General features: G+C 47.8%; 9 protein-coding genes and 1 pseudogene. 1 reads left to right on the top strand and 9 read right to left on the bottom strand.

What is annotated here, in order from left to right; translation table 11 throughout:
- Positions 1-95 precede the first annotated feature (95 nt).
- The 4 genes from D7Z26_RS06525 to D7Z26_RS06510 all read right to left on the bottom strand — a co-directional run bounded on the left by D7Z26_RS06525 (position 96) and on the right by D7Z26_RS06510 (position 7,500).
- The gene (locus D7Z26_RS06525; protein ID WP_120975250.1) at positions 96-1,712 is read right to left on the bottom strand and encodes an extracellular solute-binding protein; all 1,617 of its coding nucleotides are present in this window, start codon (positions 1,710-1,712) and stop codon (positions 96-98) included.
- 79 nt (positions 1,713-1,791) lie between these two features.
- The gene (locus D7Z26_RS06520) at positions 1,792-2,676 is read right to left on the bottom strand and encodes a carbohydrate ABC transporter permease (protein ID WP_120975249.1); all 885 of its coding nucleotides are present in this window, start codon (positions 2,674-2,676) and stop codon (positions 1,792-1,794) included.
- Between the two features lie 42 nt (positions 2,677-2,718).
- Entirely contained in the window at positions 2,719-3,669 is a 951-nt protein-coding gene (locus D7Z26_RS06515; RefSeq protein WP_233566673.1) for an ABC transporter permease, read from the bottom strand.
- A 174-nt stretch (positions 3,670-3,843) separates the two neighbouring features.
- The gene (locus tag D7Z26_RS06510) at positions 3,844-7,500 is read right to left on the bottom strand and encodes a glycosyl hydrolase (protein WP_120975248.1); all 3,657 of its coding nucleotides are present in this window, start codon (positions 7,498-7,500) and stop codon (positions 3,844-3,846) included.
- A 156-nt stretch (positions 7,501-7,656) separates the two neighbouring features.
- Here D7Z26_RS06510 and D7Z26_RS06505 point away from each other — a divergent pair, with 156 nt between their 5' ends.
- Positions 7,657-8,478 carry an AraC family transcriptional regulator gene (locus D7Z26_RS06505; RefSeq protein WP_120975247.1) on the top strand — a complete coding sequence of 274 codons (822 nt, stop codon included), beginning with the start codon at positions 7,657-7,659 and terminating at the stop codon, positions 8,476-8,478.
- A 702-nt stretch (positions 8,479-9,180) separates the two neighbouring features.
- Here the strand turns inward: D7Z26_RS06505 and D7Z26_RS06500 are convergent.
- The 5 genes and pseudogenes from D7Z26_RS06500 to D7Z26_RS06480 form a co-directional block, all read right to left on the bottom strand.
- A pseudogene (locus D7Z26_RS06500) lies at positions 9,181-9,598 on the bottom strand (SDR family oxidoreductase); the annotation flags it as partial.
- A 748-nt stretch (positions 9,599-10,346) separates the two neighbouring features.
- A complete protein-coding gene (locus D7Z26_RS06495; protein WP_120975246.1) occupies positions 10,347-12,704 on the bottom strand; it encodes a glycoside hydrolase family 95 protein in 2,358 nt (785 codons plus the stop codon).
- A gap of 40 nt (positions 12,705-12,744) precedes the next feature.
- Positions 12,745-14,049, bottom strand: coding sequence for an ABC transporter substrate-binding protein (locus D7Z26_RS06490; protein WP_120975245.1), 1,305 nt, complete (start codon positions 14,047-14,049; stop codon positions 12,745-12,747).
- Positions 14,046-15,584: a response regulator transcription factor gene (locus D7Z26_RS06485; RefSeq protein ID WP_158602224.1), complete on the bottom strand. Its 1,539-nt coding sequence runs from the start codon at positions 15,582-15,584 to the stop codon at positions 14,046-14,048. Before D7Z26_RS06485 ends, D7Z26_RS06490 begins: the two co-directional genes overlap by 4 nt.
- On the bottom strand, positions 15,577-17,385 hold the full coding sequence (locus D7Z26_RS06480; RefSeq protein WP_120975243.1) for a sensor histidine kinase: 1,809 nt from the start codon (positions 17,383-17,385) through the stop codon (positions 15,577-15,579). The genes D7Z26_RS06485 and D7Z26_RS06480 overlap by 8 nt, the downstream gene beginning before the upstream one ends.
- Positions 17,386-17,449: the final 64 nt, after the last annotated feature.

The following is a 17,449-nucleotide window of genomic DNA, read 5'->3' as shown; positions in this document are numbered from 1 at the left end:
CCCATGCTTCTAGGATAGAACCAAAAAGGCACAAACGGAATGCAAGCTCCGAAGGAGCCACATTCCGCATGTGTAAAATTGTAATCGTTTGTGGACTATTTCGTCAAAGCATCGTACTTTTCTTTAAAAGGTCCGTATTGCACGGTTGCCCAATCCTCGAGCTTGGTCATTCCGATTTTTTCAGCCTTCTTCACCATCTCGTCGTAAGCCTTTTGAGCTTCCTCCGGCGTTTTGGACAGATAGACCTTGGTAACTTCCGTTTTGACCATGTTATCGATATTGGATTTGATAACCGCCTCCGGCGAATCGGTGTCCGGATTAATCATGCCGATAGAAGGATTAAATTTGATGATCTTTGAATACTGTTGGCCTTGCCGCGTCGTTTCCGAGCCTGCTTTATAGGAGGACAACGCCATGCCTACACCGGTTTCCCACGGAACTCCCCACCAATATACGCCTTTCTGTTTGAGGTAGTCGAGACTATTGACGTCGTTCTTGAATTCCGGATACCCGGCATCGTTCCAAGTCCAATCGGTGCCTTCGATTCCCCACTCGCCAAGTCTCCAACCTTCTTCGGAGTACATATATTTCAGAAATTTAACAGATGCTTCCACGTTCTTGTTGTCTTTGGTAACGTAGACGCCAAGACCTCCAGTTCCCGTGCTCACAACGGAGGCATCCGGGCCAAGTGGTTCAGCTAACTGGACGAACTGATGAATGCCCTTGCCATCCGCGTTCATTCGTTCAGCTCCGGAATAAGTCCAAGTATAGGCAAAGCCCTTTCCGTCAAGCATCATTTGCTCCGTTTCTGTTTCGTTCTTATAAGCAAAGTTCTCGGACGTAATGAACCCGTTTCGATACAAACTATTCATATACATGAGAGACTTCTGGACCTCAGGCGTTCTGAGGTAATAGACGATTTTTCCATCCTTATCCACGAAGCCGCCCTGGGCGCCGAATTGCGTATCGAAATACGGACGTTGCCAGTTAGGGTTTAAGATCAGTGGCATCATTTTGGGGTGCCTGGCCTTCACGTCGGTGAACACTTTGTCCAGGTCGGACAAGGATTGAATCGTCGGGTTCCCTAGCTCATCCAATATATCCTTGCGCATCGCAAGTCCCGCAACCATCATATGGGCGTAGGGGTTGCTCTTCCACTCCGCCTCCGTAGAAAAGTCATTGCGTATCGCGTAATAGTTGCCATCGCTAACCGTATTCACGAATTCTTTGATCGGATCGAACTTCACTTCCGGAGCGTATTTAGGGAAAATTTTATTGTAAGGTTGGCTTAAATTTCCGTCCGACATTAATTTGAAATTGAACGAGACGACCATATCGGGTAAATCTCCCGAGGCTACCATCAATGCCAGTTGTTTGTCGTCGGTAGCTACCGTAACGACCGGCTTCACGCATGTCGCTTTCGTAATAGCTTCAGGCACTTCCCCAGACCAATCCTGGAACGGATACCATGTAGCATCGACAAACATGGTCAGTTCAACAGGCTTGTCGCAGGGGGCTGGACTACTACCTGCCTCGTTGCTTGCCGAATTGCTCGCATTCGTATCTTCGCTTGCCATGGCATTTTCCTTGCTAGCTTGACTACTAGGTGAAGCGTTGCCATTCTCGTTATTCTTGTTGCATGCCGCGAGAATGCTTCCTAGCAGCAGCACGACAACCATCATATATACAGTCGATTTCAACTGCTTTGCCATTTGTTAATCCCCCAATAGAATTTTAATATTTCAAAGCATCGGTGGCTGCAGCACAGCAATGCTAGGAAACCAATTTAACTCAACCCTTAACCGATCCTAGCATCATTCCGGATACGAAATGTTTTTGTAAGAACGGATACACCCCAAGAATCGGGATAATAGATACGATCATTGCAGTAGCCTGAACGGAGAATGGAGTAACCTTGGATCTCGACATGATGGATAACGCTGCGTCGCTCGAAGAGGCCACCATGGACTGGTTAATGACCTGCATCATTCGATAAGTTAGGGTTCGGAGACCTTCATCCTGCACGAAGTATGCCGAATCCAGCCAGGCATTCCAATGTCCCGACCCTATGAACAAGCACATTGTCGCAATTAGCGGCATGGAGACCGGAAGAATGATTCGGGCAAAGATGCGATATTCACTCGCCCCGTCGATACGTGCAGATTCATTAAGCTCTTCCGGTATTTCCCGGAAGAACGAAATCGCGATGAGCAGGAAAAACAGGTTTAGCATTCCCGGAATAACATAAACTCCAAATGTATTGATTAGCCCCAAGCTTCTGAGGACGACATAATATGCGATCAGCCCGCCGGAGAAATTCATGGCAACAACGATAACGATAAAATATCCTTTACGGAATACTAAATCCCGCTTGGAGAGCCCGTATGCTACCATGGCCGTGAATAGAACACCCATCGCGGTTCCGACAATTGTCCGCAAGAGCGACATTCCGAGTGCTTTGATCCATTTCGGATCGTCCAAGAAGTAAACATAGTTTTCCAAAGTGAAATCTCTTGGCCAGAAATACATGCCGCCGTTCGTGGTATCCGTACCGGTGTTGAACGTAATGATAAGAATATAGTAAAAGGGATAGAGCGTAACGACGATCGTCAGTAGCAGAACGATGACGACGAAGGAGTCCAGACCCCAATCTTCCAACGATTTTCTTACCCTCATGGGTCTGCCGCCTTCCTCTTGATCCATTCAAGGATGCTTTGATTAGAATAAGCTCGTTCCGGATACTCGCTTGGCAATCGCGTTGCTCGTCAATATCAGGAATACGGAAATGCACGATTGAGCGAAATCGATGGCCGTCGCGAACGAGAATCTTCCTTGAGCCAATCCGACATTGAAAGCATAGGTTTGAATAATTTGAGAGGTTTCATTGTTAAGTGAGTTGCCGAGTAGCATCGATTGCTCGAAGTTCGAACCGACGAGACCGCCGCCGAGCATGCTTCCGATCGTGAGAATTAGAACGACGATACTTGCATTTTTCATTCCAGGCAGCGTGATGTGCAGAATTCTTTTGAGCCTACCAGCTCCGTCCATCTCAGCAGCCTCATAGAGAGACGGGTCAATGCCTGCTAACGCTGCAAGGAAAATGATCGTCCACCAGCCAGCTTCCTTCCAGATTGCCGTTGCAACAGCCAATCCATAGAAGGAATCCGGATCCGTGAGCACCTTAATTGGAGTTTTAATCAATCCTACGGAGAGGAGCAAGTCATTAAATATTCCGTATCCTGTGGAGAAGAAAGCGTATGCAACTCCGGTTACGACAACCCACGAGATGAAATGGGGCAAATAGCTGACCGTCTGTACGAAACGTTTGAATGCTAGGTTCCTGACTTCGCTGAGCAGTATAGCAAATAGGATAGGTATGGGATAAGAGAAGATAACTTTCAGTAGGCTAAGGATCAACGTATTCCTTACAAGATTCGGAAAGTTATAGTCATTGACCAATTCCTTGAAGTGTCTTAACCCCACCCAAGAGCTTGTGAAGATGCCTTCGATGCCCGTGGATATTTTGTAATTCTTGAACGCCATGATGATCCCGAACATCGGAATGTAGCTAAAGAGGAGCAGGAACGCGATCCCCATTCCGACAAACACGTGATACGGCAATTGCTTGCGAATTTGCTTTCTTATAAGTCCCTTTGAAATGATGATCAACCTCCTTCGTAAGCGCTCTCTATTGTTAATTATAAGGAACGACTTATAGCTATGAAAACGGTTCATTTCCAATAAACCTGTGCCCTTTTTAAAGAAAGCGCGAGCGCTCTTCCTATTGGAAGGGCACTCGCGTAAAAATACTAATTACGATCAACGGCAAGTGTTCCCGTTCAACTAGTGAAGCACCAGCTTAACCGGACCGAGCAAGCCTGATGTAAGATCTCCCCGATAGCGGGTCGGGATCGTTACATAGTGATTCGCAAGCGTATTGTAGACTATCACTTCGATCGTGTTGTTGCCTGGATTCAAATACTCAGAGATATCCGTTTTCCATGGAGCCGAGAGAAGAGTCCCTGCAAGTTTACCGTTCACTCGGATCTCGGCGGTTGTCGAGACGGATCCCAGATCTAATTCGGCAGAATATGACTGCGGTTGTCCGTCCAATGGTAAATCTAGCTGCTTACTATAAATGGCACCACCTGAATAACAGGTTAATCCGTTAATCTTGGACCAATCGCCAAGCCTAATTATTCCTTGACCGCATTGCAGCTTGATCGGTTCAGGCATTGCAGCACCTGCATATGCAGCCTTGTCGTATGCGATTCGTACCGCGACAGAGCTCGTTTCCGGTATCCGTCGCCCTCCAGAAACCCGATAAATATTTGCACCGTCGTCGCGAACTTCCACTCGATCGCTCATCCACTCAGCTCCGTCTACCCAAACCTGAAGCGCCCCATGAGCCACGATGTCCATGGCCTCAAGCCCTGGAGGAGCAATGAAGCGATACCAACCCGCGACCGGTCTGCTATCTTCCGGGTACACATCGAAAGAGAGAATTCCCGGCTTGTTATACCACGACATGGCGAGCGGCAACGTTTGATGCCAATCATCGGAAGCCGCCTCCACTCTTTCGAAAACGACATAACCTCGTCCAGGATGGCTGTATCTCAGAAGCACCTCGTTCATCCCTTTGCGGACGTTAACTTGTTTCGGTTCCCCTTCGATCAAGCAGCCGTTCAACCACATTCGATCGGGACGGATGCCCCCGATTCGAAGATTGCCTAACAGAGCATCTCCTGCATCAAATGTTGATCGTAAGTAGTTAATCGTTCCTCTTTCATCTGCTTCGTAGAGCGTATCCGTCAGACTAAAGCTTGGGCGGCCTAAAGCAATGAAATGATCCGAAACTTCCCCTTTTAATCCGTGGTGCCCCTGATGACCAGGATCGTTCTCGATGCCATACCGCATAGAGAACTCGTACAACTTCCAGTTATAGGTTTTTCCTTCTACCTTAACCAATTGATCGATAAATTGAGTATCTGCCGTCAAAACTAACAATTGTTTCTCCCATTCTTCCGTGCAGCTTGACTCGGGTAACGGGCCCATCCACCACAAGTAAGGTCCATAACCTTGCGTAATCTGCTCCCATGCCGAATCGTCTAGCGTTGGATCGTTCCAACCGACCGATTGCTGTCCCCTCTCCTCCTTGAAGTGGAATTGCCGTGCCTCAGCACCGATGAATACATCTTCGGGTGGCTGACGGAAATCACCGAATCGATTGTCCATCGTGGGCTTCAACTCGAATTCCCAAAACCCGTCGAGATCCATCGTGAAGATAGGCTTCTTTCTCGTAGTACCTTCCATTGTGGTAAGATTACTAGATGATGAGGTCGTCTGCGAAAAAACGATTAATTGAATCTGTTTCTGATCAAGCGGAAGCCTAATAAATGTCCCATCCAAATGCTCGCGAACTTCATGGATCGGCGTAACCGTACCTTCCCAAGGATTCCAGAGCTCGACCGAACCTTGGCACCGGAAGAAGCATTCTGCTCCTTCCTCCGCGCCGTAAACCGCATAGATATCACGGTTCCCGATTCTGCGATGCATCACGTAGGGGAATTTCTCGTCCGCAATGACCATATCGCACGAGAAATCACGTGAGAAAGCACAACTGATCGCATGCTCTACATCCGCATATGAACGCGCAGTAATAGCGGTTCCGCCCGTCTTATTCCGAACGATGCGACTAGATCCGTGAGCGTAAGCTTCCGCAGAGGACCATCCGAACAAAGCGCGTACCGTTCCTTCGAGATCGGGATCCGAAGCCCCGTATCGATCACTCGCCTCGGGAAGTCGACCGAGTCCAATGACGATCCCTCCCGCTTCATAGAATGCCAGCGCTTTCTGCAAGGTTGAATATCTTAAAGCCCGCATGGAAGGTACAATGAGTACCTTGTACGCCTCCCCTGCCACCTGTAACTCATGATTATCTATCATAGCTCTATCCAGCGATTGGAAATCCATATAATCGAAATCAATGCCACGCTTATACAAATATTTCCCTACTCCGAATGCCGCATCTACCGAGACTTGTCCGTCCATCCCTGCTTCCATAGCGGCAACGGGATACAGAATGGCAACGTCGCATACGTGCACCCCTTGACTGAGCAAGAAACTGAGACGCTGCGTGCAGGCGAGTAAAGGCTTCATGTGTTCCCAGTAAGGCATACGGAAATGGTTACATGGAGGCGCCCACTCCCACCATCCCCCATTCGTCGTATAGTACAAACCATGCAGCGTAAGTAAATTATGACCCGACACGAAGTTACGGAATATCGCTTGCGCAATATCCGACGTATTCGTGCCCCATCCGGTGCCATAGAAGCCTTCAAGCCAAGTCCTTGGACGCTCGTAGAGATGGGCGATCGAGCTAGCCACTTTATTCTTGATCAAGTCGCACTCATAATTAGGCTGGTCGCAACCCGGCCCCTGGTTCCAACGCTGCGTACGGAAATAATCTCCGAACTCGGTCGTATCCTTTCCCCGGCCACCATGATCGCAGCCATAGATCATGCCGCGTACCTGATGCCATTCGAATACGGGAATGAAATAATGCTCTTCAGAGAGCGATACCATAACATCCCCGTAATCCAGTCGGATCTTCGGAGTCCTAGGACCAATATCTGCGAACAATGCTGCTAGTTCGGGAATCAGATCATAGCCTTTACGCTCCTTGAATTCCTCTGCAAATCTCTCATTCCACAACCGACCTCGAATACCAAATTCCAACTCATCCGAGAAAAAGAAGCCTAATTTTACCCCAGGAATTCCGGAAAGCCTATCCTCGAACCGCTGGAAGAAGTGCTCAATTACCAACTTTCCACTCTCCGGATGCATCGGATCGATGGATCTGGGCTTAAGCACCGTGTATACAGCTACGATGTTCCATCTTCCGTCCGGCTTAGACCACCGTACGTTCGATAGTTCCCTATAAGCAGTGAGGTCGACCCAACCGCTAGAAATTTCATCGCCATCGTTGACCCGATATGCACTGACGCTAATCGTATTCGCGGGAAGCGTCCATTCCGTTTGTCCTTCATGTACTTCCCACTCGATGGATAATAAGTTCGATCCAGCCATTTCCGGCTTAATGGCCAATATCTCATCCGTATACCAGCCCTGTCCAGGCGAACATAAGGTGTAATCGCTTAAGCTAACCGTCATGCCATAAGAGCCTGCCATTTCAGCGAACCAGGCAAACAACTCCCACCAATCTTCGGAGAATAGAGGCGGATCACTCTCGAAGGTCAGTCCATATGAATCTCCGCCCTGATCGCTATGAGCATAATTGATTTGAAGTCCGGTTACGTGATGATCCTTTAATTGCTCAAGTTGCCAACCCAGTCTTTCTTTGGTTAACTTCTCACCTACCCACCAATAGAAGGCCACTTCCCCGTAACCTGCGGGCGGCTGCACGAATCCGGGGTACGCATCGAATTCTGGGTTGCGGTCAGGGAATCCTATCCATTGCTGCATCTCTTTAGTTGACATGGGCACACTCCTAAGTTTCGTCGGTTGATTCTTCTTTATGATGGTACCGAAATTTGGGAGTTATAGGGAGAGCAATAATTAACCAATATGTGCCGAAAAGTAACCTACTATTTAATCATGTATTATGCTATGGTTGATTGAGAGGGGATGATCTGAATGGTACAATCGCGATTAAAAAATCATCTGGAGGATCTGCAGCTAACAGTTACCCTAGCGAGTCACTCACAGGTGACGTCAGAATGGAAACATCACAATCACATCACGGTAAATAATTGCTTGTATTACTTCCTAGAAGGTGAAGGCTCTCTCCGCATCGGACATTCGGCATTCCATCCTCAAGCAGGCGATCTATACATTCTTCCTGCTGGAGAGAGAATCTCTTATTCTACTTCGCATGAGAGTCCGTTTCGACTTATGTTCTGCCACTTTAATGCTTATGTGGGACAGCTTCCTCTTTTTCAAACCATTGACACGCCCCTAAGTATTCAATTGCGAGATCATCACCACACACGACAACTATTTGACAAACTCATTCAACGTTTCCGCAGCGATAGCAATCTCGCTCCTGTTGCAACAAAAGCAGCATTATTCGAACTACTTAGCTTCATATGGGATCAAGAACCGCGCAAACCGACGATAACCATCTCATCTTCACAGAAACATTGGAACAACATCGTCCATTATATCGAGTCTCGTACCGCAGAGACGTTATCAGTGCCCCAGATTGCCGCGGCATTCAATTACAGTCCCAAATATTTTTTCCGATATTTCAAATCCGTCTTTGGTATTTCCCCTCATCAATACATCGTCAAGGTGAAAATGGAAAAGGCCAAGCACTTCTTAATTACGACCGACTTGACGACCGCTCGCATCGCTAACGAGTTAGGCTTAGAAAGGGCACATTTCTCTCGGATGTTCCTAGGATATACGGATATGACTCCACAACGTTTCCGTGCTTGGAAGCAGGGCGAGCTTTGAGTAAAAGTAAAACCCGCAATTATGTATGTTTGATTTTATCAGAGCTTGTTTATTATCCAATCCCTCGCTCTTATTACAGCGAAAATAGATCAAATCTAAAGATTGTTCTCATAAATGCTACCCTATCCCACAGATTACTTTCTTGAAAATTAGCTGACTGTCACAACAATCTGCCCTATATCTCAATTGGACAGCCTCAGTCATCAAGCCGCTATTTTACTGAATAAAGGAAAAGGGCAACTTTCACTTCATTATCCGTTTTATATCTTCCCTCTCCGAGTTATTAAGCAAGTAATTGCTATGTTTTGCTCTGTAAATCATGCTAATTTTGTGAGTAAGCATTCCAAGATTGTAAAGGTTCCTACTTAATAAAGAGGTACAGTACCTTGACCCAAAAATCAGTTTATATGCTTATCTAACTATTTCCACAAGATCTAGACAGAGTGGAATTACTGTTGCTCCTACTGGTAGTGAACTAAGACTCTATAGGGAATTTGGGTTTGCACCTCTCAGTTTTATCTTAACTTTAGATTCATTCCCTCCAGATGACATATTTCCCTATGTTCATTAAATAGCCATCACAAGGATGGCCACTTCCATCTACCCCCAACTCTTAGACTATTCATGCCCGGTCATTTGCTCCATCACAGTACGAATCTTTTTCCGGTATCACTCTTACCATGCTTTAGGTCAATACAAACACTACTCCGCATATATCATTTTGCGCGTCATTCCTCCATCAATGACCAAATTTGTCCCGGTTACGAAATCATTCGCTGGATCCGTCAAATAAAAACAAGCTCTCACAATATCTTCAGGCTTCCCAACTCGCTGCGCCGGATGTTGAAAGTGATCCGGCGCCTTTAAATTGTCATAATCGCCCGTCTCGATCAAACCCAGACTAATAGCATTCACCCGAATTCGTTTAGAACCGAGCGAAATAGCAAGGGCATGAGTCAAGGCAAGGATCCCCCCCTTTGAAGCCGCATACGCTTCCGAATTCGGCTCAGACATGAAAGCTCGCGTCGAAGCGATCTCTTGCGCAAAGAAACGCTCCGCGCAGGATCGTGTTCACCACGCCGTCCCATCCGTCGACCGTGAGTTGAAACAAGGACTTCCATGCTCTGTACCGCCTTCCGCGATAACCAAATATGTAATTCTTCGATGCGATTCGATTCCAGACGTCCCTCGCTGCTCCATTTACTTCTAATAAGGTGTATTTTCAACATTAGCGCGGCATCTCCCCTTGCAAACGGAGAGATTCCTCCAAAGAGAAACTCGAAATCATTTCGATTTTCACGTCCCGATCGCTTACATTTGTCAATATTGTATGAGACTCCAATTCCTGATACCCTTCGAAATAGCTCACTCTCTGGCAACCGTTTTCGTGTTCTACTTTTTGACAAACATACTTATATCTAAGAAAGACCGGGAGTTCCTCATTGTTCATCCGTGGGCGAATCTGCCGGGATATTCATCGCAGAACAACTTTAATTTGTATTAAAGAATCCACCGCAAAGGACTTTTCGTGCACTGCGGTTCATTTAAATTTATGGGAACTAACATCAATCCTACTTGTTTCGTACTGGCTCCCACCAATATTGAACGGATATATCTTCGAATGAAAATTGAGGAAAAAGCTGCATCATTTTTATCTCCTATCAGAAGCAGCAAGTAAGTTCAGATCCTAGATCAGTTTTATATTTACGTGAATATCGCTTCAACTTCGCAAATTATTGGCTTAACTTCACTATCAGAGCAGATCAAAAAAAATAAAGACGCCTTCAAAACCACTTTGCCTGTGGAGTTAAGACGTCTTATATACTTCGTAGCTCATATTAGATGAAACTATACCATTATTCGTTTTGTCATAAAATAATAGAATAGGTTCCACCGACAACCGTTTCGAAAGCGTAAGACCCACTCGGCGTTTTCCAGAAGGCGACTTTTTTGCCCTCCGCGTCTTTCACAAGAAACGGTTCTTCCAAGCGAATCGATACCTTTGCTCCTGAATGAGAACGCAATCCGGCTTGTTCCAGCTTTCCATCCTTCCAACTCAAACTTAGCTCGAACCCGCCGCGAGCGCGAAGCCCTTGTACAGAGCCGGATGGCCATGCACTAGGCAACGAAGGAAGCAGCCTCAAGTCGCCTTCATGCGAATGCAGCAATAATTCTGCGATTCCCGCTGTGGCGGCAAAATTTCCATCGATCTGGAAAGGAGGGTGAGCGTCGAATAAGTTGGCGTAGACGCCGCCGCGATGATAGTTTTCCTTCTCGTTCTCGTCTACCAATTGCAGCAAGTTGTTAATTAAGCCAAGCGCGCGGTCGCCGTCACCAAAACGAGCCCACAACCCGATTTTCCAACCCAAGCTCCAGCCGGTTCCGCCATCCCCACGCCGCTCCAACGACCGTCGAGCAGCCGCGAATAAATCGGGTGTTCCATCCGCGGTCAATTGTCGACCTGGATATACGCCGAAAAGATGAGAAACATGGCGATGCTCCCGATCCTCGTCTTCGAAATCTTTGTACCACTCTTGGAGTTGACCGTGCTTCCCGATCTGCATCGGGAATAAGCGACTTTTCGCTTCGGCAAGTTCCAGTCTCCATTCCGCGTCAAGATCAAGAATTTCAGCGGCTTCGATGCAATTCGTGAACAGATCCCAAATAATGGACATATCCATCGTGGATGCGACGCTAACACCGGCGAGGCCTTCATTCGTCTTGAACTTATGCTCCGGGGAAGTGGAAGGCGAAGTAATCAACCTCCCCGTTCCGTTGTCGATAAGCCAATCCAAACAAAACGCCGCCGACTCTTTCATAATCGGGTAAGCCTTATCCCGTAAGTAATCCCGGTCGCGGCCGAATGCATAATGCTCCCACAAATGTTGGGCGACCCATGGACCGCCCATCGGCCACAAAGCCCATACGGCATCGCCATGCCCGTAGTCGCCGACGGGAGCAGTATGTCCCCAGATGTCCGTATTATGATGGGCTGTCCACCCTTGAGCTCCGTAATGGATTCGCGCCGTTTCCCTGCCGTTATTAGAAAGTGTCTCGATCAAATTCAAAAAGGGTTCATGGCATTCTGCCAACCCGCACGTCTCTGCAGGCCAATAATTCATTTCCGCATTAATATTAAGCGTATAATTGCTGCTCCATGGCGGTCGCGTTTCTTCGTTCCATATGCCTTGCAGATTTGCAGCCTGTGTGCCCGGGCGCGAGCTTGCGATCATAAGGTAACGTCCGTAATCGAATAACAGCTTAACGAGTCCCGGATCGCTCGCTCCATATTTCGCGATCCGCTCATCCGTCGGAATATCCTCCGGTGCCGGGCTCTCTCCCAAGTCCAAGACGACACGGTCGAACAAAGCCCGATAGTCTTCGATGTGCCGAGCGCGAAGTTCTTCGTAAGATCGGCTCATCGCAGCACGGATTCGTTCAGCGGATTCCCGATAAGGATCTTGCCCGGCGGCGAACGTGGTAGCCGCGGCAAAAAGCAAAGTAACTTCCGTAGCTCCGTTTACGCGAAGTCCATCATGGCTCAACTCCTGCGTTCCGGAGTCGCCATCCAGTATGGCAGCCAATCGGCCTATGAACTTAATCGCCTTTGTCGTATTCTCTTCTCCGTATTCGATCGGATTATCAACCGATTGATAGCTGGGGGCTACTCGTTCCGGCGCAATTCCCGCAAGTACGATCGATTGTTCATCAGCCAGCGTCCGATATCGCAGCGGACTATCCAACCTGGCATGAAAACTTAGCTTTCCGGGTTTGCTCGCTTGGAATCTCATCACGATCACCTGATCGGGATGGGAGACGAAGATTTCGCGCGTATATTCGACGTCGCCTACGCGGTAAGTTACGACGGTTACCGCATCGTTCAACCGCAACTCTCTTCTATATTCGCTCGTCATATTTCCATGATCGTAGCGAAGCCTCAAATCGCCGAGAGGCATATAGGATTGAGTGTAAGCACCCATCATTTGCTTGGATAACCGATCAGCTTCGACGTAATTTTCTTGTTCTAGAAGCCGTCGTACTTCCGAAAGATCATCTATCGCCCGCATATTGTTCCATTCGCTTACGGGACCGGACCATATCGTATCCTCGTTTAGTTGCAATCTTTCGCTTTCCACTCCACCGAATACCATGGCCCCTAGTCTACCGTTGCCAACCGGGAGCGCTTCCGTCCAAGCACGTGCCGGTGTGCGATAATGCAATTTCATTCCCTTTCACTCCAATTCCGATTAAACTCTATTGCGACAACTAAAATCCGGGAGTCCCTTGATTTTGCGCATTCTGAAACCGGATGTTTTCCATCTTTTGCAACGCCTGTTCCGGGGTGATTTCTCCGAGCATCATCTCTTGAACCGGTACCGAAATTTCCACCGGGCTAAATCCGACGATCAGATTCGCCGCCGCGGGGGCGATAACCCGCGAGGAAGCAAGCTTCTGGACTTCCAAATATTCCGGCGTCCACTTGTTCGTATGAACACTCTTAAACGGGGGTTGAGTGTAGATTCCCCGATACGCTTCGTTCAACCGATCCGGCTTCGCCGTCGAACGGACGAAATCGAGCGCTTCTTTAACGTGTTTGCTTTTTTGGTTCACGAAAATCGAAATCAAGTTGTTTCTGGCATAACTTCCCTTTCCGTTAAACCCGAAATAAAAAGGCATCAAACCGAAACTCGATGCAATGCCTGCATGTTCGTTCTCAAGTTCGTTATATATGTATGTATCGGTTTCGATGGCCATCGCGTACTTGCCCGAGCTTAGGGCTTCGGCTTGTCCGTCCCAATTGTTCGTTTGGAAGCCTTCACCCAAATCGTTTTCTTTCGCCAACTTGTCATACCATTCCAATAGTTGAATCATTTCCGGAATGTCCGTAAGCTTCAATTGGTTCCAATTCAACCGTTTGACCATCGAATCGTCTTGCGCGGTAATCGCGTCTATTCCGTATTCCAAGTAAAGCGGCCATATATCGCGAAACGCCATATACATCGGAATGATGCCATTGGCGCGTAATATCACGCAAGCTTGGAAAAACTCGTCCTTCGTCCGAGGTATTTCGATATCGTATTTTTTGAATATTTCCTTGTTGTAAACGATGCCGGAAAGCGCCCCCTCCCATAACGGGAACCCGTACACGTTGAAGTTGTTAGTAATGAGCGGAAGAGCGAATGGCTCCACGTCGCTCACCCAACTCTCTTCATTAAGATCGACAAAGTTTTGCGTAGGATGAAGCGCCTCTAGTTGCGCTCCGCCATTGAATAGTACGATATCGGCCAAAACGTCAGCCGAAAACTTCTTCTTGATGATGGAGTCCGCGGAATTGCTCGGCACGGCTTGAATATCGATGACGACACCAGTGGATTTCTCGTAATCGCGGATCGCGTTTTGCAGAAATGGCCGATTGATCCAGCTTTGGTTGGCCAACAACTTCAGATGAACCGTTTCTTTCGGCGTTGCCGTTTGGTGCGAGGAATTAGACGACGCGTAAAAAAACCAAACGTTAAACGTTAGCAGGAGGATCAGCCCGATAAGCATTAAAGTAACTAGCCAGAATCTCATGCGATAACGTCTCCGCCTTTCTCGTCTCCGCGGAACTGCTCCCGGAACGTGGACGGGCTCAAGCCGGTAACGTTCTTGAATACTCGGCTAAAGTACAGCGGATCCTCATAGCCGACCCTTTCCGCCGTTTCCTTAAGCGTCAACTCTCCTATATCTCGCAGTATCCTCTTGGCATTCTCGACGCGGAGCATCGTAATATATTTGTTCGGGGAAATGCCTTTATGCTGCCTGAATAAATACGAGAGATAATCTTTGTGATAGCCGAAGCGCTCCTGCAGCGAATCGTAGCTGACCGGCAGGAAATAATTCATCGTTAAATAAGCTTCGATACTCTCCACGACATCCGACAACGGTCCCGCCCTCTTCGATCCAAGGGGTTCTTCTCCGAACGCGGCGCCGGCGAGATTCGCGAACCGCTCGACCGCTTCCGTCTGGCTGACGCTCGCGGCCAACAACTCTTGGATGTCGCCTACTTGAATATGCATCGCTCCCGCTTTATTCGGAAGAGCGTCGGCGATTTTGGTCATTAGAAGCTCGACGAACGCTTGCGGATAGTTCTGCTCCTGCCATTGCCGCTCCCATTGCAGCAGTTGATTACGAAACGCGGTATAGGATTGCGAGGTTAGCCTCGAGCACTTATACACCCATTCGGCGGAATTCTCAAACGTGACTACGGGCATACCTGCAGTAAATACATGCGATTGTCCGATGAGAATCCATTGTTTCAAACTTCGGTATAGATTCTGCACGCGCTCTGAAAACATGTGAATATCAGAGAATGGAGCTCCGATCAACGCGTTTATCCGAGCTTCCGAATCGGAGTTCTTTTCCGTAACCCATTGTTCGACCGCTTGCCGAACGTGAACATCTTTGGGCGAATCCGTTGCCAAGAGCAGCACCTGATGACTTTTCGAATATCCTTGAACGATCCAGCTTTTCGCGAATGGAACAACGCCGAAATGTCCGAAGTCCGTCTCCGTTGGTTGCCCGAAAACATGCCGTCCCGCGTGAAGTCCGTCGTGCATGGAGTCGACTAAGTTGCCTGCCGTTATCAAAACCGGCGTATAGACGCCTTCATGCCGCAAGCCGGACGGAGCCGAACAACGATCCGACGAATGAAGCTGCCGATATAGATACGCTGCTTCTACTTCCATTTTCTTCCTTGTCAACTTCTCGGCGATATGTTCGAACAGGGTTTGCAACGCGGAAGGATCCACGGGCTTTAAAATATAATCCTTAACCCCGTTTCGAAGCGCTAGGACGGCATATTCGAAATCGGCATAACCTGATAGGATGATCCACTCCGTCTCGAACCCTTCCGCCGTCATATCTCCAATCAATGAAAGGCCGTCTTTCGCCGGCATTTTAATATCCGTGATGACGATATCCGGCTTCAGTTCCCGGACGGTTGCTTCCCCATCCTCGCCATTGAAGGCGTAGCCGATGACTTCGAAGCCCAGATCAAGTGCTTCGATGAGATCTTTAACCATGAATAACGTAGGAGGTTCATCTTCGATGAGTACGATGCTATGCATGGTCAATGCTCCCCCCAAATTGGATAGCTGCCCCACCATCCGGATGATTGCCGCAATAGAAAAAAGCATTGTCCCTATCCGATAAGTAAAGTCGGAGGAACGCGTTCGCCATTCCTATGCCTTCTTCGCCCGAAGTCGAATCCACCGCCGAGCCCGAAATTTTGAACTGCTCGACCCGTTCATTTAGCCGTCTAATCGTTTCCGGATTGAAGCCAATTCCGTTATCGCGAATTTCTACTTGCCATAACCCCTCCGCGCTTTCGCATTTCACCGATATGTACCATGGCGGTTTCTTGCTCGTGAAAGCGTGCTGAAACATATTCTCGATGAATGGTTGTAAAATCAGCTTCGGAATGCGGACGTGGCGGATTCGATCGTCGATATCCAAATCGTACGAGAAAAATCCCTCGTATCGTTTCCCCATTAACAACAAGTAATTCCGGATATGCTCCATTTCGTTCTCGAGAGAAGTACGATTTTGTTCCTGTTTGGTGACATAACGGAACATGTTGGAAAGCGCGCTACACATTTCCACTACTTCCCGATTTCCCTGCTTGAGTCCTTGAGCGCTGATGACGGATAGCGTGTTATAAAGGAAATGCGGGTTGATCTGAGCTTGCAGCGCCGACATGTTCGCCATCAATTCGTTATGATGGGCCTGTTCCGTCATGGTCATATGCCGCTTGATCTCTCCCAGCAAATTACTGACCACCTTGCCGAGCATGACGATCTCGTTATTGGAATGGGCGTTGTATACGGACAAGTGCAGATCGCCGACGTCCACGTTCATGAGCGATTTCTTCAATTGCGAGATCGGTCTCGTTATGCCTAAAGTATAGACGTACAAAAACAAGAGCGTCGTGATCATCGTGATCAAATACACGGAAATCGTTGTGTTCCGCAGTACCGTAATCGGCTTCTTAAAGGAGTTCATATCCTCCACGACGGCCACGATCCAATCCTCATTTTTCAAATGCGAGAACGTCGTCATGAAAGTTTTTCCTGAGCCCCGGACTTCGAAGTTCCCGCTCGGCGACTTTAACTGCTCGTTACGGAACAGTTCGTTCTCATCGATGGCTAGTCTCGGATCCAGCCCGTTCAGGAAGACGTTATTCATCTCGTCGAAAATAATAAAGTTTTGTTCTGATTGATCGTTCAGGAACGAGAAAAGCGACTTGATCTCATCGACGCTGTAGCTGATCTCAAGCACGCCGTAGACGTTGAAATTGTCCCGAATCGGACGGATTAACGAGATAACTTCTTGTCCACTAGCCGACCACCGATCCGAATGGGGACGCAAAATGATATGATCCAACCCGATGCGGTTCGTCTGCAGCAATTCCTTAATGCCCGTTAGCCCTGCAATGTACTTCTTGTTAACCATTTGACTATCCATTTTGTTGCTTATATCCATATAATCATAGTTTTTAGACACGATGACGATGCTGCCCTTCAATGGCTGCAGTCCCGTGATGGAATAAAGGACGTCCCTTACTTCCATGCTGATTTGAGGATTGTTGTCGAAGTAGTTTTCCGGTTTGTTCATCGGAATGTTTCGCATGACTTGCTGTATATAGTTGGAGGAATTAATGGAAATAGAGATGTTGTTGATTTCGTTCAACATCGCATCCAACTGCTCCTGTACTTTTTGCGTCGTCTGCGATTTATTTTGGACGGCGTTATGCTCGATGATAGAACCCGTATAGAAATAAAAGGATAGATTCGTAGCCAGGAGAATGACTAGAACAGCCAACGAAAGGGAAATAAATACGTAGTATTGGTACCTTAACGTCTTAAACATGTCAGCTCTCCCGGTTACGACTACAAATGTTGCACGATTACTTTAGTGTAACCGCTTTATTTTG

The sequence above is a fragment of the Cohnella endophytica genome, assembly GCF_003628305.1.
Taxonomy (GTDB): domain Bacteria; phylum Bacillota; class Bacilli; order Paenibacillales; family Paenibacillaceae; genus Cohnella; species Cohnella endophytica.
The sequence above is the reverse complement of the archived record's forward strand: the minus strand, read 5'-3'. Positions and strand labels throughout refer to the sequence as shown.